Origin of the sequence: Sphingobium sp. SJ10-10 (assembly GCF_036038995.2) — a bacterium.
Taxonomy (GTDB): Bacteria; Pseudomonadota; Alphaproteobacteria; order Sphingomonadales; family Sphingomonadaceae; genus Sphingobium.
Genome location: NZ_CP158132.1, coordinates 1,964,537 through 1,986,371 on the forward strand (window position 1 = coordinate 1,964,537; position 21,835 = coordinate 1,986,371).

The following is a 21,835-nucleotide window of genomic DNA, read 5'->3' on the forward strand; positions in this document are numbered from 1 at the left end:
CCGCCCTTCCCCTGGATCAACGGTTGCCGAGGTCGCCCTGCCCCACCGTACCGCTCGCCATTTCGAGCATGCGGTCGAGACTCTTCTTCGCGCCGAGGCGAAGCTGCTCGTCCATCTCTATGCGCGGCTGGAGGTCGCGCAGCGCCAGGTAAAGCTTTTCCATCGTGTTGAGCGCCATGTACGGGCAGATATTGCAGTTGCAATTGCCGTCCGCGCCGGGCGCGCCGATGAAGGTCTTTTCCGGCACCGCCTTCTGCATCTGGTGGATGATGTGCGGTTCGGTGGCGACGATCAGCGTGTCGCCGGGCATGGTCTTGGAAAATTCCAATATGCCGCTGGTCGAACCGACATAATCGGCATGGTCGACGATATAGGGCGGGCATTCCGGGTGCGCGGCGACCGGCGCGTCGGGATGCTGGGCCTTGAGCTTTAGGAGTTCGGTCTCGCTGAACGCCTCATGCACGATGCAGACGCCCGGCCAGAGCAGCATATCGCGGCCAAGCTTGCGCTTGAGATAGCCGCCCAGATGCTTGTCGGGGCCGAAGATGATCTTCTGGTCCTTGGGAATCTGCGAGAGGATCTTTTCCGCCGACGAGCTGGTGACGATGATGTCGCTGAGCGCCTTCACCTCCGCCGAGCAGTTGATGTAGCTCAGGGCAATATGATCGGGATGGGCTTCGCGGAAGGCCTTGAACTGCGCCGGTGGGCAACTGTCCTCCAGGCTGCAGCCGGCGTCCATGTCGGGCAGCACCACGATCTTTTCGGGGCTGAGGATCTTCGCCGTTTCCGCCATGAAGCGCACGCCGCAAAAGGCGATCACGTCCGCGTCCGTCTCCGCCGCCTTGCGCGAGAGTTCGAGGGAGTCTCCGACGAAATCGGACAGGTCCTGAATTTCCGGCTTCTGATAATAATGGCCAAGGATGACGGCGTTGCGTTCCTTGCGCAGCCGGTCGATTTCCGCGCGCAGGTCGATCCCCTGCGGGATAGTGGTCATCGCAGTCATGTGCCTCACTCCTCTCGGGCCTCCATGCGCGCCCCTAGCGGGCGTTGCGCTTGTTGGCCAGCATCTCATTGACAGGCGATCGAGACGGCATGGCGTTTTTTCAACGCAACTGCCACCGTCCATCCCCCGTCGCGCCGGCGATGCCGCGTCCGTCGAGGTCGATCAGATGAGCCAGCACCGATCGCCCCGCCGCGCTGTGGAGGCGCGGGTCGACGCCCTTGTACATTTCCGTGACCATGGCCGGGATTTCCGATGCGCCGTTGCGTTCCAGGAAACGAAGAATCTGGCCCTCGCGCTGCTTGCGGTGGCCCATCATGCCGCGCACCAGCCGCTGAGGGCTTTCCACCGGCTCGCCATGGGCGGGATAATAGATGGCATCATCGCGCTCGAGCAGGCGCTGCATCGACGCCATATAGGCGGCCATGTCGCCATCGGGCGGCGAAACGACGCTGGTCGACCAGCCCATCACATGATCGCCGGTGAAGAGCGCCTTTTCCTCCAGCAATGCGAAGCAGAGATGGTTGGAGGTGTGGCCGGGGGTCGCGACGGCGGCGAGCGTCCAGCCCTGACCGCCCAGCCGTTCGCCGTCCGCCAGCACCCGGTCGGGCCGGTAGGCGGCGTCGAAAGCGGCGTCGGCGCGGGGACCGTCATCGTCCAGCGTCAGCGGCGCGCAGCCGATGATCGGCGCGCCGGTCTGCGCGCTGAGCGGCGCGGCGGCGGGGCTGTGGTCGCGATGGGTGTGGGTGCAGAGAATCGCGCTGACCGGACGGCCGCCTATCACGGCCAGCAGCGCGTCGAGATGCGCCGGATCGTCCGGGCCGGGATCAATGACCGCCACATCCTCCCCGCCCACCACATAGGTCTGCGTGCCCGTATAGGTGAAGGGCGACGGATTGGGCGCCAGCACGCGCCCCACCAGCGGAGAAAGCCGCATAAGCGTACCCGTGGGGAGATCGTCCAGGTCGAAGGGAGGTGCCATATCCCCCATGTGCCCATTTCCGGGCGGTTTTCAAGGGCGATCCCCTGCCCTACAGTGGCGCCATGACGGCTTCAGGCGATCTTTGCGAACAGTGGCGGCGGCATCTGGCGCTCGACCGGCGGCGGTCGGTACATACGGTGCGCGCCTATGTGGCGACCGCCGAACGGCTGGTGGCCTTTCTGGAGGAGCATCGCGGCGAAGCGGTGACGGCGGCGTTGCTGGCCGGGGTCGAGCAGGCCGATCTGCGCGCATATCTGACGGCGCGGCGGATGGACGGGATCGGCAATGTCTCGGCGGCGCGGGAATTGTCGGCGGTGCGGGGCTTCCTGAAATTTGTCGGTGGCGAGGATGCCCGCGTGCCGATGATGAAAGGTCCGCGGGTAAAGCGCGGCCTGCCCCGCCCGGTGTCGCCCGATGAGGCCATCGCGCTGGCGGGCGACATTGCCGAAACGGCGCGCGAGCCATGGATCGGGGCGCGGGACTGGGCGGTGCTGCTGCTGCTTTACGGGGCGGGCCTGCGCATCGGGGAAGCGATTGGGCTGACCGGAGCGGTGCTGCCGCTGGGCGAGACGCTGCGGGTGACGGGCAAGCGGGGCAAGATGCGCATCGTGCCGCTGCTGCCCCAGGTGCGGGACGCGATCGAGGCCTATGTGGCGCTCTGTCCCTTCCGGCAGGAAAGGGATGCGCAGCTGTTCCGGGGGGCGCGGGGCGGGCCGCTATCGCCAGCGTTAATCCGGCGGGCGGTACAGAGTGCGCGGGGGCGGCTGGGGCTATCCGACCGGACGACGCCCCATGCGTTGCGGCACAGCTTCGCGACGCATCTGCTGGGGCGCGGGGCGGACTTGCGGTCGTTGCAGGAGTTGCTGGGCCATGCCAGCCTGTCCTCGACGCAAATCTATACGCAGGTGGATGCGGCGCATCTGCTCGACATCTACCGCAATGCGCATCCGCGAGCTTAGCCGCGCGGTTTCCAGGTGGCGAGACGCCAGAGGTAAAAGGCGATCGCGCCAATCACGCAGGCCGTCGCCACAGGACCGACATATTTGTCGATGTCGCGGAAATTCTGGCCCAGAATATAGCCCGCATAGGCAAGGATGACGTTCCACACCAACGCGCCGCCGCTGGTCCATAGCAGGAAGCGCATATGGCCCATGCGGAACAGGCCGGCAGGCAAGGAAATCATCGTCCGGAAGGCAGGCATGAAGCGGAAGACGAACACCACGATCTGCCCATATTTGCCGAAAATATGGTCGAGCGCCTCGACATCCTTCCACTCCAGCGTCGCCCAGCGGCCATAGCGGTCGATGACCGGCTTCAATCGGCCGAAGCCCAGAACATGGCCGACCAGATACCAGAAATAATTGCCGATGGTCGTGCCAATCGTGCCCGCAAAGAGCAGCCAGCCCATGTCCATCCGCCCCTGTCCGACGCGGATGCCGCCAATGCCCATGATGAGTTCGGACGGGATTGGCGGGAAGATATTTTCGATCACCATCAGGGCGAAAATGCCCCAATAGCCGCCCGCGTCGATCAGGCGGAGAACCCAGTCGGTCATTTATGCGTCATTCCGGCGGAGGATGGCATCTCTCTCCATAGAACACGGGCTGGGGCGCGAGATCCCAGCTTTCGCCGGGATGACGAGCACAAAATCAAGCAGCAGCCCGCGCAGCGAGCCGAGCGTCGATCGCGTCCCAGATCATGCCGCCTGTGTCGGTGCCGTTGAAGGCGTCGATCGAGACGATGCCGGTGGGAGATGTCACGTTGATCTCCGTCAGCCACTCGCCGCCGATCACGTCGATGCCGACGAACAGCAGGCCGCGGCGCTTGAGTTCGGGACTGAGGGCTTCGCAAATTTCCAGTTCACGCTCGGTCAGCACGGTTTTCGCCGCCGAACCGCCGACGGCAAGGTTCGAACGAATCTCGCCCGCGCCGGGGATGCGGTTGACCGCGCCCGCGACTTCGCCGTCGATCAGGACGATGCGCTTATCGCCTTCCGCGACGCCGGGAATAAAAGCCTGGACCATGAAGGGCTCGACCCAGGAGGCGTTGAACAGTTCCACCAGCGCCGAGAGATTCGCGCCGGACTGCCCCACATGGAAGACGGCATTGCCAGCATTGCCATAGAGCGGCTTCACCACGACTTCGCCATGCTGGGCGAGGAAAGATTTCACCTCATCCAGATCGCGGGTGATCATCGTCGGCGGCATGAAGCGCGCATAATCCAGCACGAACAGCTTTTCGGGCGCATTGCGGACGGAGGCCGGGTCGTTCACCACCAGCGTTTCTGCCTGCACCCGCTCCAGCAAATGGGTGGCGGTGATGTAGCTGAGGTCGAAGGGCGGATCCTGGCGCATCAGCACCACATCGACATCGCGGCCAAGGTCGAGCGTTTCCGGCTCACCGAAGACATAATGATCGCCCTCGACCTTCTGCACCTTCACCGGGCGCGCCTTGGCCAGCACGCGGCCGTCGCGGTAAGTGAGGTCGGTGGCGAGATAATGATAGAGGCTGTGCCCCCGCGCCTGTCCCGCCAGCATGATGTGGAAGGTCGAATCGCCGCCGATCTTGATCCCTTCCATCGGGTCCATCTGCACGGCGACGGTGAGCGGATTGAGCTGGGTCATAGGCGTGTTCAATTCCCTTCCAGAGCAGGAAGGCCTTTAGCCCCCGTGCCAGACATTGGCCAGATGGCGCGGCGGGCGGCCGGGCGCAAGGAGCATCACGTCGATTCGCATGTCATCGCCCGGTTTTGCAAGGTCGTGGAAGAGAATTTCCGCCGCCGCCGCAACCCGCGAAAGGCGGCGTTCGTCGATGGCCAGGTCGAGATCGGCTCCGGTTGCGCGGGCCTTGACCTCGACGAAGGCGAGCATCTTGCCGCGCCGGGCGACCAGATCGACCTCCCCCGCGGGCGTACGCAGGCGGCGGCCGACGATCTGCCAGCCCTTGAGCCGCAGCCACCAGCCCGCAATGCGTTCGGCCTGCCGTCCCCGCTTTTGGGCCGCCAATTTGGCACTTAGGGGCTTCTTCACGCTTTGAGTTCCAACGCACGGTCGTAAAGGGCGCGGCGGTCGAGACCGAGTTTCTTGGCGACCTCTCCCGCCGCCTTGGAGACAGGAAGGCGTTCCATGGCTTCGAGCAATGCCGCGTCGGCATCCTCTGCGCTGGCGGGAGCGGCTTCGCCAGGCGGGCCGACAATGACGACGATCTCGCCCTTGGGCGGCGCGTCGGCATAGCGGGCGGACAGTTCGGTGAGCGTGCCGGTGGCGGTTTCCTCGAACGTCTTGCTGATCTCGCGGGAGACGGCGGCCTCACGGTCGCCCAGATGCTCGGCCATGGCGGCAAGGCTTTCGGACAGGCGCGGGCCGCTTTCGTAGAAGACCAGCGTGGCGCGCAGGGCGGCGACTTCGCCCAAGGTATCCCCTCGGGCCTTCTGCTTGGACGGCAGGAAGCCCATGAACAGGAAACGATCGGTCGGCAAACCCGACAAGGTCAGCGCGGCAATGGCGGCGCTCGGACCGGGCAGCGTCGTGATCTTGCGCCCCGCGGCGCGGGCGTCGCGCACCAGCTTATAGCCCGGATCGGAGATCAGCGGAGTTCCCGCATCGGACAGCAGCGCAACCGATTCGCTCGCCATCCGCTCGATCAGGCGGGCGCGCACCCCTTCGGCGCTATGGTCGTGATAGGGCACCATCGGCCGGTCAGACCCGGCATGGCGCAGCAGCCGTGCGCTGACCCGTGTATCTTCCACGGCGACTACATCGGCCAGCCGCAGGACTTCCGCCGCGCGGGGGGTAAGGTCTCCAAGGTTGCCGATCGGCCCTGCAACAATGTAAAGCCCAGCCTCAAGCTCCAAAGAACCAAGATTCATATCAGTTTCCATAAGGACGCCAGATGACAGAGACGGATGCCCCCCGGCAAGCGGACTTGTTCGCTTTGATAAAAGGGGTGGGGATGCAACGCGCCGGGCGGATTTTGTTCGCAGCCACTGCGCTGCTGGTCGCCGCCTGTCAGTCGATCGTGCCCAAGGGGCCAGGTCCGGCTCAGCCCGGACCCACGCAGACCGGCCCGGAAGTCACCGAAGGCCTGCCCACCGATACGCTGCGCCATCGCGTCGCGCTGCTGGTGCCGATGAGCGGACCCAATGCGGGGGTCGGCCAGTCCATCGCCAATGCGACCACCCTCGCCCTGCTGGATACCAAGGCCGACAAGGTGCGCATCACCACCTATGACACCGGCATCGGCGCGGCGGCGGCGGTCAACAAGGCGCTGGCGGACGGCAACAAGCTGATCCTGGGACCGTTGCTGGCGGAGGATGCGCGGATTGTGGGGCCGATCGCGGCGCGGGCCAATGTGCCGGTGATCAGCTTCTCCAACGACACCAGCGTCGCCGGGAATGGCGTCTACATCATGGGCTATAACCCCAACCAGTCGATCGAGCGCGTGGTCCAGTTCGCCAAGGGCAAGGGCATGTCGCATTTCGCCGCTCTGGTGCCCAAGGGAACCTATGGCGAGCGGTCGGGCACGGCCCTGCTGCGCGCGGTCGAGGGTGTGGGCGGGACCGTGGTGTCGATGCAGAGCTTCGACCGGACGCCGGGCTCGATCACCGCGGCGGTCAAGAAATTGCAGGCATCTTCCAGCTATGACGCGCTGCTGATCGCGGACAGCGGCAAGGTGGCGATGCAGGTGGCGCCGATCGTGCGGAAAAATGGCGGCGCGACGGCGCGGCTGCTGGGCACGGAACTCTGGAACACCGACAGCGGTCTGGCGTCCGGCCCGGCGCTGCGCGGCGCCTGGTTCGCCAGCGTGTCGGATGGCCTCTACGGCCAACTCGCGACCAAATATCGGGCGCGCTATGGCAATGCGCCGTTTCGGCTGTCGGCTTTGGGTTACGACTCGGTGCTGCTGACGGTGCGGATCGCGCGCGATTGGAAGCCGGGCACCACCTTCCCGGCGGCGCGGCTGCGCGATGCGGGGGGCTTTGCCGGAATCGACGGGGCGTTCCGGTTCGGACGCGACGGGATAGCCGAACGTGCGCTGGAGGTTTCCGAGATCGGTGCGGGCACCTTCACGGTGGTCGCGCCCGCGCCTCGGGCTTTCGCGGAGTAACGGGCGCACCCCTTCTCGTCGTTTCCGCCTGCGCGGGAACGACGGCAAGTTCAGCTCTTGATACGCCCCGTTGGCAGGATCAGCGGCCAGTCGCCACCCGCCTCAATACAGGCGGAAATGCCATAGACGCTGGCGAGGCTCGCCTCGGTCAGCACATCGAGTGGCGCGCCGTCGGCCACTAGCGAACCGCGATCCATCAGCACCAGCCGATCACAATAGCGCGCCGCCATGCCAAGATCGTGCAGCACGGTGACGACCAGCGATCCCGCACGCGCTTCGGCCTTGAGCAAATCCATGACATCGATCTGATGCCCCGGATCGAGCGCCGCCAGCGGCTCATCCGCAATCAACGCAGGCGCGCCCACCGCTAGTGCGCGGGCGAGCAACACGCGGGCACGCTCGCCGCCTGACAGTTCGGTCGCCACCCTCCCTTTGAGATGCAGCACATCGGCGCGGGCAAGCGCTGCGTCGATCTGCGCCTCATCCTCTGTCGAGAGGCGCGAGAGCGGCCCCAGATGCGGCATCCGGCCCAGCGCCACCAGCCGCTCGACCGCCAGCGGCCAATGCAGGGTCTGGCCCTGGGGCAGATAGGCGATGCGTCGGGCGATTTCCCGCCGGGTCAGGCGCGCACTGTCGGCGCCGTCGATCAGGACGATGCCACTTTCCCGCTTCACCAGGCCCAGCATCGCGCGGATCAGGGTCGATTTGCCCGCGCCATTGGGACCGATGATGCCGACAAGCTGTCCCGGCTCCAGATGAAGGTCGATGCCGATCACTGCCGGATGACGGCCAAGGCGGACGGAAAGCCCCTGCGTGCGGATCGTCACCATAGCCGCCGCTCCCGCATCAGGTGGATCAGGAAAACGGGCACGCCCAGCAGCGCCGTCAGTACGCCCAGCTTGAGTTCGCTGCTGGTCGGGATCAGCCGCACGCCGATATCCGCCAGCGTCAGCAGCACCGCGCCGCCCAGCATGGAAGGCAGCAGGATCGCGGAGGGCGAACGATCCGTCATCGGCCGCACCAGATGCGGCACGATCAGGCCGACGAAGCCGATCGCGCCCGACACTGCCACCGCGCCACCCACGCCTATGGCGACGCCCAGCATCAGCCGCAGGCGCGCCCGGCGGAGATCGATTCCAAGCGCCTGCGCGCCATCCTCGCCCAGGGTCAGCGCGTCGAGCGTCCGGCCATCCGCGATCAGCAGCGCCGCCCCGACCGCCACGCAGGGCAGCGCGATCCAGACATGACCGTAGGCACGGTTTTCCAGACTCCCCATCAACCAGCTCATGATCTCCATCGCCGCGAAGGGATTGGGCGAGAGGTTCAGCGACAGGCTGATCCCCGCCCCCGCCAGCGTGGCGATGGCTATCCCGGCGAGGATCAGGGTGAGCGGGCTTTCCGCCGGTCCGGCAAGCAGGAACAGCGCGCCGATGCCGATGAGGCTGGTCGCGATGGCCAAGGCCGGAAGCGCCAACGGGTGCGCCTGCGCCAAGCCGAAATAGAGCGCGCCCACGGCACCGAGGGCCGCAGCATTGGACGCGCCCAGCACGGAGGGTTCGGCCAAGGGGTTGCGCAAATAACCCTGAAGCGCCGCGCCCGACAGGCCGAGCATGGCGCCAACGATCAGGCCGAGCAGCATGCGCGGCAGGCGCAGGTCGATGAGGATGGCACGAGCGACATCATCGCCGCCGCCCATCAGGACCGCGAAGATGCGCGCCGGAGAGAGCGGCACGGCGCCAAGCGTGACAGAGCCGAGGGCGGCAAGCAGAGCCAGCGCGATCAGCGCGGGGATCAGCAGGGGGTGGCGGCGCACGCTCATGGCTTGCGCGCCTCCCGTTGCTTGCTACAGCGCTCCCTACTCCTGCGAAGGCAGGAGCACGGCTGCTTTTCGAGGCAAGACTTAGAGGCAATTGGATGCGCGGCAGAATAATCGCGACGGCGCTCTGCGCGCTCATGCTGACCGGCGCCGCGCCCGCTCCGCCGAAACGGATCGTGTCGCTCAACACCTGCGCCGACCAATATGTGCTGGCGCTGGCCGATCCGGGGCAAATCGCGGCGCTCAGCCCCTATGGGCATGATCCGGAGCTGTCGGCGGCGGTCGGCAAGGCGCGCCGCTTCAAGACGCTCAAGCGGCCCGCCGAGGAAGTGATGGCGCTCCGGCCCGATCTGCTGGTCGGCTTTCCTTCCGGAAACGGCGTCGTCGGAGCGCCTCCCGGCCAATGGCGGACCTTGGGACTGGCGAGCGCGGACAGCTATCCCATGATCCTGGCGCAAATCCGGCAGGTGGCGGCGGCGGTCGGCCATCCCGAACGGGGCGAAGCGCTGATTGCGCGCATGAACCGCGACCTCATCGCCCTGCCTCGATCCAGGCGCGGCGGGGTTGCCGCCTATTATCAGCGGCGCGGCTATATGACCGGGACGGGCACGCTGGTCGATGACCTCATGAAGCGCGTAGGTCTCGTCAATCTGGCGGGAAAGCTGGGGAAGCCCGCTTTGTCGCAGCTTCCATTGGAAGAGATGCTCGCCGCCCGCCCGGACTGGCTGATCGTCGAAAGCGGCAGCGAGACGATCGTCGATCAGGGGACGGAAATGCTGCACCATCCGATCCTGCGCGCCATCCCGCGCATCCGCGTGCCGCAGGCATGGACGGTGTGCGGCGGCCCCGCTTATGTCGAGGCCGCGCGCTCTATCGTGACGCAGGTCAACGCTGCGCCCTGACACTGAAGGGGCAAGCGTCACGCCCGCCCCTCGCCTGTTCCATCAGAAGCGGACACGCACGCCGCCAAAGGCCGACCGGCCATAGGTGCCATAGCCATAAGCCGTGGCGTATCCTTCATCGAACAGATTGTCGATGCGGCCATAGACTTCCAGATGCTCATTGATCGGGAAGGACGCGCGAACGCCAACCAGCGCAAAGCCGTCGAGCTGGACACGCTGGTGCGTGCTCGAGTCAATATCGACGCTGTCATCCACCATCGTGATCGTTGCGCCGGTCGACAGGCCGAAAGGCCAGACATAGTCCGCCGACACACTGGCCGCATTGGGCGCCCGGCGCAGCAGACGCAGGCCTTCGTCCGGGCTGCCCGGCGAGCGATTGCGCGCATCGACATAGCTGTAGGATGCCGTAACGGTCAGCGCGTCGACCGGCTTCAGCGCGAAGGATGCTTCCACCCCCTTGGCGCGGGTGCGATCGAGATTGTTATAGCCGCCAAATGCTCCAAAGGCGCCGTCAAAGTCGATCTGGTCACGCGTGTCGCGGCGGAAGGCCGTGATGGAGAAGATAGCACGATCCCCGGCCAGCTTCTGGTCGAAGCCGATATCATAGCTCTTGGACCGCTCCGGGCGCAGCCCGCTATTGCCGACAAAGGGATCGTAAAGCTGATAGAGTGAGGGCGCCTTGAAACCCTCGCCATAGCTTGCGCGGATGTTGGTGCGGCCGCCATTGGGCGTGTAGTTCGCGTTGGCGCCAAAGGTCGTCGCGCCGCCGAACTGGCTATGATCGTCGCGGCGCACGCCACCCGTCAGCGTCAGACCCTCCACCGGCTTCACGACGGCGACGGCATAGACGCTGTCGATGTCGATCTTCGCGCGGTCATGCGAACCGAAGCCGACGAAATCATAATCCGGCCGCTCATGCTCATAGCCGAACACCAGCTTCACCTGTTCGACCGGCTGATAAACGCCTTCATATTCGAAACGCAGATTCGTGCCGGAATAGCCATAAGGGCCGAAAATGGAGGTGTAGTCGCGATCGTTGCGGGACCATGTCACCGCCGCGCGATTGGTCAGCTTGCCATCGAACAGCCTGAGGTTCAGGCCAGCATAGCCGACATATTGATCAAGCGTGCTGGTGGCGGTCCGGTCTATCGGGGGGAAGGAAAAGAGGTCCGTGTCGAGATCGGCATGGATGTAATAGCCGCGCAGGTCCAGGCTCAAGGCATCGCTGAAGTCGAGCTTCAGCTTGGCGTTGGCGGCGATATTTTCATAACCGTCCTTTTCCGCGTCGCCAGCCTCGGCGGAGATGCCGTCCGTGCGGAAATAGGCGACGCCAAGGCCGCCCGATGCGATGCCGCTGGTGCCCGAAACATCCGCCTTGGCATTCAGCGTATCGCTATAGCCATAATCGACCGACGCGTTGGCCGCGAATCCTTCGGCGGGCGTGCCGGTCATGATATTGACGACGCCGCCGATCGCCTGGCTGCCGTAGACCACCGAGTTGGAACCGCGCAGCACCTCGATCCGGCGGATGTTGCCGACCAGCAGATTGCCGAAATCATAGGCATCGCCAATGCTGCTGGGATCGTTGACCTTCACCCCGTCGATCAGCACCAGCGTCTGGGTCGTTTCCGCGCCGCGCAGCGAAATGCCGGTGACGCCGCCGACCGCATCGGCCCGGTTGAAGCGGACGCCGGGCGTGGTGGCGAGCAGGTCGGTGACGCTCACGCTCTGGCGGGTGCGGATGGTGTCGGCATCGATGACGGTGACGGCCTGGCCGACTTCGTCGCGGGGCTGCTCGATGCCCAGCGCGGTGACGATGATCTCATCCTCCGCGAGCGCGGGCGTGGCGGCGAGCAGAGCCGCAAGAGAGATGGTGGCTTTCAACATTATATCTGTTTCCCTGAGCGCCGCTGCGACTTCATGGCTCAGGGCATCCGCTCGCGCGGTCGGAACTGGGGGAAGTCGACGCCAATGCCCTCCCCCCGCACCGATGCGGCCCTGCGCCGCTTCGTCGCTCAGACGGAAAACACCGTGCCATGGCCAACCCCTGGGCCAGGGCAAGAGCGACCATGCGCCGGCAGGTCTCCTGGCTCGCGGGTCAATGCAGCGATGCACGCCTTCCCGGACTTGTCGTCCAGTGGCCGGTCGTTCGACCGAAATGCATCGCGCTCACCGCTTACAGTTGCAGGGACAGCCGCGGAATAAGACGGTTTCCCGTCCGCACCGCATTCCCGTTTTCAGCCCTTTCGGGCACCGGCGCGATCTTCTTTGCGTACGGGGTTTGCCCCGCCCGCGCCCCGCGCCATAAGGGAAAGCATCGGCCATGCCAAGAGGCGGCCACGGAAGGAGATTGCATGCCGTTCGCCATTAGCGCCGCCGATGTCGAGGACGCCGCGGGGGTCATCGCGCCGGCGGCGATCCGCACGCCGCTGCTGGAGAATGCGGTGCTGAACGAGCGCTGCGGGCGGCGGGTGCTGGTGAAGTTCGAGGGCACGCAGCACAGCGGTTCGTTCAAATTCCGTGGCGCCTATAACCGGCTGGCGCGATTGGACGCGGCGGAGCGCAAGGCGGGTGTCGTGGCCTGGTCGTCGGGCAATCATGCGCAGGGGGTGGCCTTTGCCGCGCGGCTGCTGGGGATCGCGGCGACGATCGTGATGCCCGCCGACGCGCCCGCCATCAAGACGGCCAATACGCGGGCGCTGGGCGGGGAAATCGTCCCCTATGACCGTTTCACCGAAAACCGGGAGGAGATCGCGACGGCGCTGGTGGCCCAGCGCGGCGCAGTGTTGGTGCCGTCCTTCGACGACCCCTTCATCATGGCGGGGCAAGGGACGATCGGGCTGGAGATAATGGAGCAGGCGGCCGAATTGGGCGCGGAGGTCGGGCAGATCCTCGTCAATTGCGGCGGGGGCGGCATGGTGTCGGGGATCGCGACGGCGGTGAAAGCGCGGCAGCCCGGCGTGGCGATCTATGCGGTCGAGCCGGAAGGGTTCGACGATACGGCGCGGTCGCTCGCCAGCGGAGTCCGGGAAAGCGTCTCGCCCGATGCACGGTCGATCTGCGATGCCTTGCTGTCACCCACACCGGGGGCTTTGACCTTTCCGATAAATCGGGCGTTGCTGTCCGGTGGCCTGGTGGTGAACGACGATCAGGTGCGGGAAGCGATGCGCTTCGCCTTTTCAGCGTTGAAGCTGGTGGTCGAACCGGGCGGCGCGGTCGCCCTGGCGGCGATGCTGGCGGGGCTGGCTCCGGCCGCGAAGGGCGCGAGCGTGGTGGTGATTTCGGGGAGCAATGTCGACCCGGACGCCTATGCCCGGATCATCTCGGGAGGGGCATGATGCGGTTGCTGGGAGCGGTTCTGGCCGGAGGGCGATCCAGCCGGTTCGGGAGCGACAAGGCGCTGGCGATGCTGGATGGGCGAACCCTGCTGGACCATGCGGCGGCGGCGCTAGGGCGCCATGTCGAGGCGGTCGTGATTTGCGGACGACAAGTGGACGGAATGATCGGGCTGCCGGATCGACCGGCGGCGGATATGGGGCCTTTGGGCGGACTGAACGCAGCGCTGCATCATGCGCTGGCGGAAGGCTATGACGCGGTGCTGACGACGGGGTGCGATGTTCCCGCCTATCCGGACGGGCTGGCGGAAGCGTTGATCGGTGAAGGTGCGGCGATCCTCAAAGGCCAGCAATTGGCGGGGTTCTGGCCTGTTTCATTAGCGGCCGAACTGGACACGCATCTGGCCGAGGACAACAACCGATCAATCTATGGCTGGCTGGAACGGATCGGCGCCCGGATCGTCGAGCGGCCGGAGTTTATATTGCCCAATATCAATCGGCCCGAGGATTTGGAGAAGTTGGAAAAGAGTAATCAATAGAATCGACAAAGCAGCGTGTTCCTGCGAGGGCAGGAACCCAGATCAGGTGTTCGAACTGGGCTCCTGCCTCCGCAGGAGCACATCGCTTCAGTTCAAACCGTCAGCGTAGCACTCACCGACATGTCCGCCGAAGCGTAAGTGCCCGCCACCGCCTCACCGATCATCAGCAAGGTCGGATCTTCATCGCTGATCGTCGCCACCAGGAAGGCCAGCGCCGACAGCTTCCCCCGGATCAGCCGTTCATTGGGCAGCGAGACGTTGACCGCCACCATCACCGGCGTTTCGGGATCACGCCCGGCGGCAATCAGCGAGCGGCTGATCTCGCCCGCAGCGGCGCGCCCCATATAGATGCCGAGCGTGCCGCCCGGACGCGCCAGCATTTCCCAGTCCAGCTTCAGCGGCTCGCCCGCCTTGAGATGCGCCGTCACCAGCGTCAACCCCCGCGCCACGCCCCGCAGGGTGAGAGAGGTATGGCCGCTCGCCGCCGCCGCGCTGGCCGTGGTGATGCCGGGGCAGATGCGGAAGGAAATGCCATCCGCCGCCAGATGCTCCATCTCCTCCGCCGAGCGGCCGAAGACCGAGGGGTCGCCGCCCTTGAGGCGCACGACGCGCTTGCCCGCCTTCGCCGCCGCCAGCAGCAGGTCGTTGATGCTCTCCTGCGCTTTCGAATGGCGGCCGGAGCGCTTGCCGACACTCACCCGCTCCACGCCCTCGGGGATCAGGTCCAGCACGCCCGGCCCCACCAGCGCATCGTAAAAGACGATCTCCGCCGCCGCGATCAGCTTTTCGGCCTTGCGGGTCAGCAAGTCCGGGTCGCCGGGACCTGCGCCGACCAGCCAGACCTCACCGGGGGCGATCAGTTCATTCGGCTGCATGGAGCGTCTCCTGCGTGGTTTGAGCAAGGATATTGGCGAGCGCGGGACGGCAAGACCCGCAATTGGTCCCGGCGCCGATCGCCTTGCCGATGGCGGGCACATCGACCAGTTGCTGTTCACGGATCGCCGCCATGATCTGGTAAAGGCCGATGTCGAAACAGACGCAGACGGTCGGCCCCTTGTCGGGCTGGTTGCCCGGCCCGCGCGCGGCAAGGACGGAGGCTCCCACCCCCTCGACTTCAAGCTGGCTGATGAGCCAGTCGCGCGAGGGCAGCAGGCCGGTGCGGGTGACGAACAGCACGCCCGCAAGGCGGCCTTCGCTGATGATGGCGATGCGGCGAGTGCCACGCGTCTGGTCGATGGCTTCGACGCGGTCGCCCTTGGGCAGACAGGCCTCAAGCCGCACAGGGTCGCCATTGCCAGCGATCTCGTACAGCGCGCCGCCCGGCACGGTGATGCGGGTGGACCAGAGACAAGGCAATTTGACGGGTTGATCGCCATGCAGGATCAGGAAGCCCTTCCACTCGGTCGCGACCTTCTCGACGCTGGCCGGGGTGGATTTGAAGCCGGGCTGGCCCGAATGCGGATCGACCAGCGGACGGGGCAGCAGGCCCGTGCGGCCGCCGCTCGACATTTGATCGGTCCAGTGGATGGGCGTGAAGATCTCGCCCGGACGCTGGCCTTCGCTCAGGCTCACGCGGAAAAGACTGTTGCCCTGCGCGGTCTGGACGCGGGCGAGGTCGCGGTCGACGATGCCCAGCGCTTCGGCATCCTGCGGGTGGATTTCCACCAGCGGCTCCTCGCGATGGCGGGCGAGCTTGGGCGACAGGCCAGTGCGGCTCATCGTGTGCCACTGGTCGCGATAACGCCCGGTGTTGAGCGTCATCGGCCACTGCTTGAGCGGCTCCTGAATCTCCATCTGCTTCGTCAACACCAGCCGCGCCTTGCCGTCGGGCGTAGGAAAGCGGCCATCGGTGAAGGGCGTATCGCCCCAGCGGAACGGCTCCATGGCGTCATAGGCATCATTGCCGATAGTGGCCTGCGCCCGCAGGTTCAACACCCGCTGGCCGTCATTCTGATAGGCGGTCAGGCGGGCATGTTCGCGCCAGATATCGGCAGGCCGGTCATAGGCGAAGGCATTGCGCCAGCCCATGCGGCGGCCGACTTCCTTGACGATCCACCAGTCGGGCTTGGCTTCGCCAGGCAGCGCGAGGAAGGGCCGCTGGCGGCTGATGGTGCGGTCCGAATTGGTGACGGTGCCGTCCTTCTCGCCCCAGCCGGCGGCGGGCAAGCGAACATCGGCATGAACGCCGGTATCGGTGTCGGCCATGATGTCCGACACCACGACGAAGGGGCAGGCCTCCAGCGCCTCGCGCACGCGGCCAGCATCGGGCAGCGACACGGCGGGGTTGGTGGCCATCACCCACAGCGCCTTGACCCGGCCTTCGTTGATGGCGCGGAACAGATCGACGGCTTTGAGGCCCGGCTTGGTCGCCATGGCAGGCGCGGCCCAGAAGCGGCCCACCCGCTCCACATTTTCCGGCGCGAAGTCCATGTGCGAGGCCAGCGTCGAGGCCAAGCCGCCCACCTCGCGCCCGCCCATGGCATTGGGCTGGCCGGTGATCGAGAAAGGCGCCGCGCCAGGCTTGCCGATGCGGCCGGTGGCGAGGTGGACATTGATGATCGCGTTGACCTGGTCGGTGCCGCGGATCGACTGGTTGATGCCCTGGCTGAACATCGTGACCGTGCGCGGGGTCGCGGCAAACAGCTTGTAGAACTGCTCCAGCAGCGCGGGTGCGATGTCGCAGGTCTTGGCCGTACTCCAGAGGTCATGGCCGGTGCGGATATGCTCCCAGAAGCCTTCGGGGGCGTTGACATGATCGGCCACATAGCCGGGATCGGTGATCCCCTCGGCGTCGCACCATGCCAGCAGGCCATTCATCAACGCGACGTCGGTGCCCGGCTTCACCGGCAGATGCAGGTCGGCGCCTTCGCAGGTTTCGGTACGGCGCGGGTCGATGACGACCAGCTTGGTGCCACGCGCGGCGCGGGCGGCCTGGATGCGCTGATAGACGATGGGGTGGCACCAGGCGGTGTTGGAGCCGACCAGCACGATCAGGTCCGCTTCCTCCAGATCGTCATAGCTGGCGGGCACCACATCCTCGCCAAAGGCGCGGTTGTGACCGGCGACCGCGCTGGACATGCAGAGGCGGCTATTGGTGTCGATATTGGACGAGCCGATAAAGCCCTTCATCAGCTTGTTGGCGACATAATAGTCTTCGGTCATCAACTGGCCGGAGACGTAGAAAGCCACGCTGTCGGGACCGTAGCGCTCGACGGTTTCGCGAAAACGCTTGGCGACAAGGTCCAATGCCTTGTCCCAGCTCGCCCGCTTGTTGCCGATCATCGGGTGGAGCAGGCGGCCGGTCAGGCCCACCGTCTCGCCCAGATGCGTGCCCTTGGAGCAGAGGCGCCCGCCATTGGCCGGGTGCGCCTCATCGCCCAGAATCGTGACCGACCGCGGGCCGGTCGGCGTGGCCGAGATGCCGCAGCCGACGCCGCAATAGGCGCAGGTGGTGCGGATGGCCTGAGTCATGCCCTTACCTCATCTTCCTTGAGAGAGAATTGGGTGGAGGTGCGTGCCGCAAGGGATGGACAGCACGTCCCCTCCACCCTGGCCCCTGCCGGCAAGAGCAGGGACCGGAAGCTCATGCCGCCGCCTTGAGCTTGGCCGGGCGGGCGATCAGGATGCGACCGCCTTCCTGTTTGACCTCGATGGTCGGCGTGCAGCCCTCGTCATTGCCCTGCGCCTCGCCCGTCTTCAAGGCGATGTTCCAATTATGGAGCGGGCAGGCGACGCTGTGGCCGTGCACGATGCCCTGGCTCAGCGGGCCTTGCTTGTGCGGGCATTCGTTGACCAGCGCGAAGACTTGGTCGTCGCCGGTGCGGAAGACGGCGATTTCCTTCTCTCCGGCAATCTGCACCGTGCGGGCGCCGCGCTGGGGAATGTCGGCCAGCGTTCCGATGTCGATCCAATCGGTCATGTCGTTCACTCCGCAGCGATGGCGATGGGTTCGAGAGGCTGGTGCAGTTCGCTGTCCGCACCGGCAGCGCGCTGCGCCCAGGGATCATCCTGGCTGAAGCTCTGCGAATAGAGGAAGCGGCTGCGGAGCGCCTCGCGGCCCGCTTCGTCTTCCACGATCCGCTGCTTGATATAGTCGACGCCGACACGCTCGATCCACGGCGCGGTGCGCTCCAGATAGCGCGCTTCCTCGCGATAGATCTGGGTGAAGGCGGCGCAATAGTCCATCGCCTCCTGCTCGGTCGCGACCTTGCAGAGCAGATCGGTGGCACGGACATGGATGCCGCCATTGCCGCCGACATGCAGTTCGTAGCCGGAGTCCACGCAGACCACGCCGAAGTCCTTGATCGTCGCCTCGGCGCAATTGCGGGGGCAGCCCGACACCGCGATCTTGAACTTGTGCGGCATCCACGACCCCCAGGTCATCCGCTCGATCTTGACGCCAAGGCCGGTGGAGTCCTGCGTGCCGAAGCGGCACCATTCCGACCCGACGCAGGTCTTCACCGTGCGCAGCGACTTGCCATAGGCGTGACCCGATACCATGCCCGCGGCATTGAGGTCGGCCCAGACGGCGGGCAGATCTTCCTTCTTGATGCCGAAGATATCGAGACGCTGGCCGCCGGTGACCTTCACCATCGGCGCATCATATTTCTCGACCACATCGGCAATGGCGCGCAATTCACGCGGGTTGGTAAGACCACCCCACATGCGCGGAACGACCGAATAGGTGCCGTCCTTCTGGATATTGGCGTGCATGCGCTCATTAACGAAGCGGCTCTGCTGGTCGTCCTGATATTCACCGGGAAGCGCGCAGAGCAGATAATAGTTCAGCGCGGGGCGGCAGGAGGAGCAGCCATCCGGGGTCGACCAGTGCAGAAGCTGCATCACCTCGGGGATCGAGCGCATATTCTGCGCCACGATCTCGCGGCGGACGTCGTCATGGGTGAAACTGGTGCATTTGCACATCGTCTTCGGCCCGGACTGAACGTCATCGCCCAACACCACCGCCAGCAGATTTTCGACCAGCCCCGTGCAGCTTCCGCAGCTCGCCGACGCCTTGCAGGTGCCGCGCACCGCGTCGAGGCTGCAATTGCCCGCTGCAATGCAGGCGACGACCTGGCCCTTGCTGACGCCGTTGCAGCCGCAGATCTCGGCATCGTCCGAGAGCGCCGCAACGGCCGCCTTAGGGTCCAGCGCGCCCCCTCCCGAGGCGAAAGCCTGACCGAAGATCAGCAGGTCGCGGATGTCCGCGACGTCTTCCTGTTTCTTGAGCAGGTCGAAATACCAGCCGCCGTCCGCCGTGTCGCCATAGAGCACGGCGCCTATGACCTTATCGTCCCTGACGACGACGCGCTTGTACACGCCGCGCGAAGCGTCGCGCAGGACGATATCCTCGCAGCCCTCACCGCCCGAGAAGTCACCGGCGGAGAAAACGTCCAGACCCGCGACCTTCAGCTTGGTCGAAGTGACCGAGCCTTTGTAGCCGGTATGCTGATCCGTCAGGCCGTCCGCGAGGCTGCGGCACATTTCCCAAAGCGGCGCGACGAGGCCGTAAACATTGCCGTCATGCTCGACGCATTCACCGACCGCGAGGACATCGGGGTCGCTCGTCACCATGTGATCGTCGACCTTGATGCCGCGATTGACCTCAAGCCCGGCTTCACGGGCGAGAGCAATCGAGGGGCGGATGCCCACCGCCATCACCACCAGGCTGGCGGGGATTTCGGTGCCGTCCTTGAGGCGCACGCCCTCGACCTTGCCGTCGCCATAGATGGCTTCGGTATTGGCTCCGGTCAGGATGGTCTGGCCGCGCCCTTCCAGCGCGCTCTTGAGCAGCCAGCCCGCCGCTTCGTCGAGCTGCCGCTCCATCAGCGTGTCCATGAGGTGGATGACCGTCACCTTCATGCCGCGCAGGGTGAGGCCGTGCGCGGCTTCCAGGCCGAGCAGGCCGCCGCCGATCACCACCGCGTCACCGCCCTTATCGGCGGCCTCCAGCATGGTGTCGACATCCTTCATGTCACGGAAGCTGATGACACCGGGCAGATCCTTCCCCGGAACCGGGATGATGAAGGGGTCCGACCCGGTGGCGATCAGCAGCTTGTCATAGCCGACGGTGCGACCCGATTGGCTCGTGACGGTCTTTGCGGTGCGGTCTATGGCCGTCACCGGATCACCCGCGATCAGCTCGATATTATTTTCCGAATACCATTCGCGGCTGTTGATGATGATGTCATCGAAGCTCTTTTCCCCGGCCAGAACCGGCGAGAGCATGATGCGGTTATAGTTCACATAAGGCTCTGCGCCGAAGATGGTGACGCGATAGCGATCCTTGTCGCGCGCCAGCAGTTCCTCGACCGCGCGGCAACCGGCCATGCCGTTGCCCACGACAACCAGATGTTCCTGAACATCCTCGGACGGCACGAAGATGTCCTCTTCGTTCGCCGCTTCCGGTCCGTTGTTCTGAAAATCCATCCCTTGACTCCAGAAAAAGAAAAAGGCCGCCATCCGGACCCTCGGCTTTGAAACCGAAGGTCTGGATGGCGGCCTTGCCATCATAAGCGCCTTGATCGTCCGTCCCTGGACCACCGCAGCTATGGAAGAAGGACAACCCTGTCCCTTGCATTGCAGCATATTCCGAATCGCGACGAGGTCAAGCGATTCCTCGCAGCACGATGTATTTTGCTTCCACGCCACCGCATTTTATCGCAAACGCGAAAAGGGCGGCGGCCTGTCGCGGGCCGCCGCCTCCCCTCCTGTCAGAGCGTGAAGCAATCAGATGCGGGCAGCGCTGGTCCAGGTCGTGCGCCAGCGGGCGCGAACCAGGGAAATGCCAAGGAACGCGACCAGGGCCAGACCCGCGAAGATCAGGAAGCCGGGCGCGAAGCTGCCGGTGAGCTGCTTGGCGATACCCAGCGAGGATGCCAGGTAGAAGCCGCCGATGCCGCCCGCCATGCCGACCAGCCCGGTCATGACGCCGATCTCTTCCTTGAAGCGCTGCGGCACGAGCTGGAACACCGAGCCATTGCCCACGCCCAGCGCCAGCATCGCGGCGACGAAGAAGCCAAGGGCGGCGACCAGCGTCGGCGCATAAGCAACACCCGACAGCGCCAGCGCGGCGGCGATATAGACCATCATCAGCGCCTTGACGCCGCCGATCCTGTCAGCCAGCGCGCCGCCCATCGGACGCACCAGCGATCCTGCGAACACGCAGCCAGCCGTGCAATAACCGGCAACCACCGGGGTCAGGCCGAACTGGTCGGTGAAGTAGATCGGCAGCGAGGCGGCCAGCCCTACGAAACCGCCGAAAGTCACCGAGTAAAAGCCCATCAGCCACCAGGCGTCGGCGCTTTTCAGCGGGTGGAAATAGTCGACCAGCTTCTTGGGCGCGGGCGCATTGGGCGCGTTCTTGGCCATGATCATATAGATGACGAAGACGATGGTCAGGGGAATGCAGGCCAGACCCAGCACCGCGTTCCAGCCGAACAGCTTGGCCAGCATCGGCGCGAACAGCGAGGCCAGCACCGTGCCGGAATTGCCCATGCCGGCCAGGCCCATGGCCTTGCCCTGATGCTCGGCCGGATACCAGCGGCTGGCGAGCGGCAGCGCGATGGCGAAGCTCGCGCCAGCAAAGCCCAGGATCACGCCCAGCGCCAGCGTGCCGCCGAAGCTGTTGACGCCCATGAACCACGCCGTCGCAAGACCGAGGATGACGATCACCTGGCTGATTGCGCCCGCCTGCTTGCAGCCGATCCGGTCGACCAGCAGGCCGTTGACGACGCGCAGCACGGCCCCTGCCAACGTCGGCACGGCGACCATCAACCCCTTTTCAGCCGGTGTCAGGCCCAGCGTCTTGGAGATGGAGGGCGCCAGCGGCCCCAACAGCACCCACACCATGAAGGCGAGGTCGAAATAGAGGAAAGCGGCGATCAGGGTCGGCGTATGCCCGGCCTTCCAGAAACCGGTCTGGCCGGTTTGTTTCTGACCTTCTGGCCCTTCGCCCCCTTTCGGGCTCTCCCAATGAGCAGTTGCCATGATGATGTCCCTCGAATCTTGTAAAATGGGCACGAAAAAAGCCGCTTCCGGACCTCGCTCTTTGCGAAATCCGGCCAGCGGCTTTGCTGTAAAATCGTAGGGAGAACGCGATCCCAGCCTTGGGAAGGGCTCATCCCGAAAAACGCGCTTCGTCGCGCGACTCTTA

General features: G+C 65.4%; 19 protein-coding genes and 1 riboswitch. Of the genes, 5 read left to right on the plus strand and 14 right to left on the minus strand.

Features of this window, described 5'->3' with window-relative positions:
- Window positions 1–16: 16 nt before the first annotated feature.
- Together nadA and VVT58_RS09535 are read right to left on the minus strand one after the other, a co-directional pair.
- Window positions 17–1,003, minus strand: coding sequence for a quinolinate synthase NadA (gene nadA, locus VVT58_RS09530; RefSeq protein ID WP_066555137.1), 987 nt, complete (start codon window positions 1,001–1,003; stop codon window positions 17–19).
- Window positions 1,004–1,103: 100 nt separating this feature from the next.
- A complete protein-coding gene (locus VVT58_RS09535; RefSeq protein ID WP_405053737.1) occupies window positions 1,104–1,982 on the minus strand; it encodes an MBL fold metallo-hydrolase in 879 nt (292 codons plus the stop codon).
- 62 nt (window positions 1,983–2,044) lie between these two features.
- On the opposite strand from VVT58_RS09535, the gene VVT58_RS09540 reads away from it, so the two are divergent.
- Window positions 2,045–2,941 carry a tyrosine recombinase XerC gene (locus VVT58_RS09540; RefSeq protein WP_066555133.1) on the plus strand — a complete coding sequence of 299 codons (897 nt, stop codon included), beginning with the start codon at window positions 2,045–2,047 and terminating at the stop codon, window positions 2,939–2,941.
- Here VVT58_RS09540 and VVT58_RS09545 read toward each other — a convergent pair.
- From VVT58_RS09545 to rsmI, 4 genes are all read right to left on the minus strand, one after another.
- A complete protein-coding gene (locus VVT58_RS09545) occupies window positions 2,938–3,537 on the minus strand; it encodes a DedA family protein (RefSeq protein WP_087575289.1) in 600 nt (199 codons plus the stop codon). The two genes, VVT58_RS09540 and VVT58_RS09545, sit on opposite strands and share 4 nt — an antisense overlap.
- A 94-nt stretch (window positions 3,538–3,631) precedes the next feature.
- Window positions 3,632–4,606: a glutathione synthase gene (gene gshB, locus VVT58_RS09550; protein WP_066555125.1), complete on the minus strand. Its 975-nt coding sequence runs from the start codon at window positions 4,604–4,606 to the stop codon at window positions 3,632–3,634.
- Between the two features lie 36 nt (window positions 4,607–4,642).
- A complete protein-coding gene (locus tag VVT58_RS09555) occupies window positions 4,643–5,011 on the minus strand; it encodes a YraN family protein (RefSeq protein WP_327752647.1) in 369 nt (122 codons plus the stop codon).
- Window positions 5,008–5,850 (minus strand): 16S rRNA (cytidine(1402)-2'-O)-methyltransferase, encoded by an 843-nt coding sequence (rsmI, locus tag VVT58_RS09560; protein ID WP_405053693.1) that lies wholly within the window; start codon window positions 5,848–5,850, stop codon window positions 5,008–5,010. The genes VVT58_RS09555 and rsmI overlap by 4 nt, the downstream gene beginning before the upstream one ends.
- 83 nt (window positions 5,851–5,933) lie before the next feature.
- Between rsmI and VVT58_RS09565 the strand changes: the two genes are divergently transcribed.
- A complete protein-coding gene (locus VVT58_RS09565) occupies window positions 5,934–7,088 on the plus strand; it encodes a penicillin-binding protein activator (RefSeq protein ID WP_087575285.1) in 1,155 nt (384 codons plus the stop codon).
- Between the two features lie 50 nt (window positions 7,089–7,138).
- On the opposite strand, the gene VVT58_RS09570 is transcribed toward VVT58_RS09565, so the two are convergent.
- Window positions 7,139–7,918, minus strand: a complete 780-nt coding sequence (locus VVT58_RS09570) for an ABC transporter ATP-binding protein (protein ID WP_327752645.1) — start codon at window positions 7,916–7,918, stop codon at window positions 7,139–7,141.
- Window positions 7,912–8,907, minus strand: coding sequence for an iron ABC transporter permease (locus VVT58_RS09575; RefSeq protein ID WP_327752644.1), 996 nt, complete (start codon window positions 8,905–8,907; stop codon window positions 7,912–7,914). The genes VVT58_RS09570 and VVT58_RS09575 overlap by 7 nt, the downstream gene beginning before the upstream one ends.
- Window positions 8,908–9,002: 95 nt before the next feature.
- On the opposite strand from VVT58_RS09575, the gene VVT58_RS09580 reads away from it, so the two are divergent.
- Window positions 9,003–9,806 carry an ABC transporter substrate-binding protein gene (locus VVT58_RS09580; RefSeq protein WP_327752643.1) on the plus strand — a complete coding sequence of 268 codons (804 nt, stop codon included), beginning with the start codon at window positions 9,003–9,005 and terminating at the stop codon, window positions 9,804–9,806.
- A gap of 42 nt (window positions 9,807–9,848) precedes the next feature.
- On the opposite strand, the gene VVT58_RS09585 is transcribed toward VVT58_RS09580, so the two are convergent.
- Entirely contained in the window at window positions 9,849–11,693 is a 1,845-nt protein-coding gene (locus tag VVT58_RS09585) for a TonB-dependent receptor domain-containing protein (protein ID WP_327752642.1), read from the minus strand.
- Between the two features lie 171 nt (window positions 11,694–11,864).
- Window positions 11,865–12,079, minus strand: a riboswitch (cobalamin riboswitch).
- 81 nt (window positions 12,080–12,160) lie between these two features.
- Here VVT58_RS09585 and VVT58_RS09590 point away from each other — a divergent pair.
- Both VVT58_RS09590 and VVT58_RS09595 read left to right on the plus strand, forming a co-directional pair.
- The gene (locus VVT58_RS09590) at window positions 12,161–13,144 is read left to right on the plus strand and encodes a threonine/serine dehydratase (RefSeq protein ID WP_327752641.1); all 984 of its coding nucleotides are present in this window, start codon (window positions 12,161–12,163) and stop codon (window positions 13,142–13,144) included.
- Window positions 13,144–13,680: a molybdenum cofactor guanylyltransferase gene (locus tag VVT58_RS09595; protein WP_327752781.1), complete on the plus strand. Its 537-nt coding sequence runs from the start codon at window positions 13,144–13,146 to the stop codon at window positions 13,678–13,680. The genes VVT58_RS09590 and VVT58_RS09595 overlap by 1 nt, the downstream gene beginning before the upstream one ends.
- 92 nt (window positions 13,681–13,772) lie before the next feature.
- Here VVT58_RS09595 and cobA read toward each other — a convergent pair whose 3' ends face one another.
- The 5 genes from cobA to VVT58_RS09620 form a co-directional block, all read right to left on the minus strand.
- Entirely contained in the window at window positions 13,773–14,555 is a 783-nt protein-coding gene (gene cobA / locus VVT58_RS09600) for a uroporphyrinogen-III C-methyltransferase (RefSeq protein WP_327752640.1), read from the minus strand.
- On the minus strand, window positions 14,542–17,151 hold the full coding sequence (locus VVT58_RS09605; RefSeq protein WP_327752639.1) for a molybdopterin-dependent oxidoreductase: 2,610 nt from the start codon (window positions 17,149–17,151) through the stop codon (window positions 14,542–14,544). Before VVT58_RS09605 ends, cobA begins: the two co-directional genes overlap by 14 nt.
- 112 nt (window positions 17,152–17,263) lie before the next feature.
- On the minus strand, window positions 17,264–17,599 hold the full coding sequence (nirD, locus tag VVT58_RS09610) for a nitrite reductase small subunit NirD (RefSeq protein WP_327752638.1): 336 nt from the start codon (window positions 17,597–17,599) through the stop codon (window positions 17,264–17,266).
- A gap of 5 nt (window positions 17,600–17,604) precedes the next feature.
- Entirely contained in the window at window positions 17,605–20,109 is a 2,505-nt protein-coding gene (nirB, locus tag VVT58_RS09615) for a nitrite reductase large subunit NirB (RefSeq protein WP_327752637.1), read from the minus strand.
- A 300-nt stretch (window positions 20,110–20,409) separates the two neighbouring features.
- Window positions 20,410–21,669 carry a nitrate/nitrite transporter gene (locus VVT58_RS09620; RefSeq protein ID WP_327752636.1) on the minus strand — a complete coding sequence of 420 codons (1,260 nt, stop codon included), beginning with the start codon at window positions 21,667–21,669 and terminating at the stop codon, window positions 20,410–20,412.
- Between the last annotated feature and the right edge of the window lie 166 nt (window positions 21,670–21,835).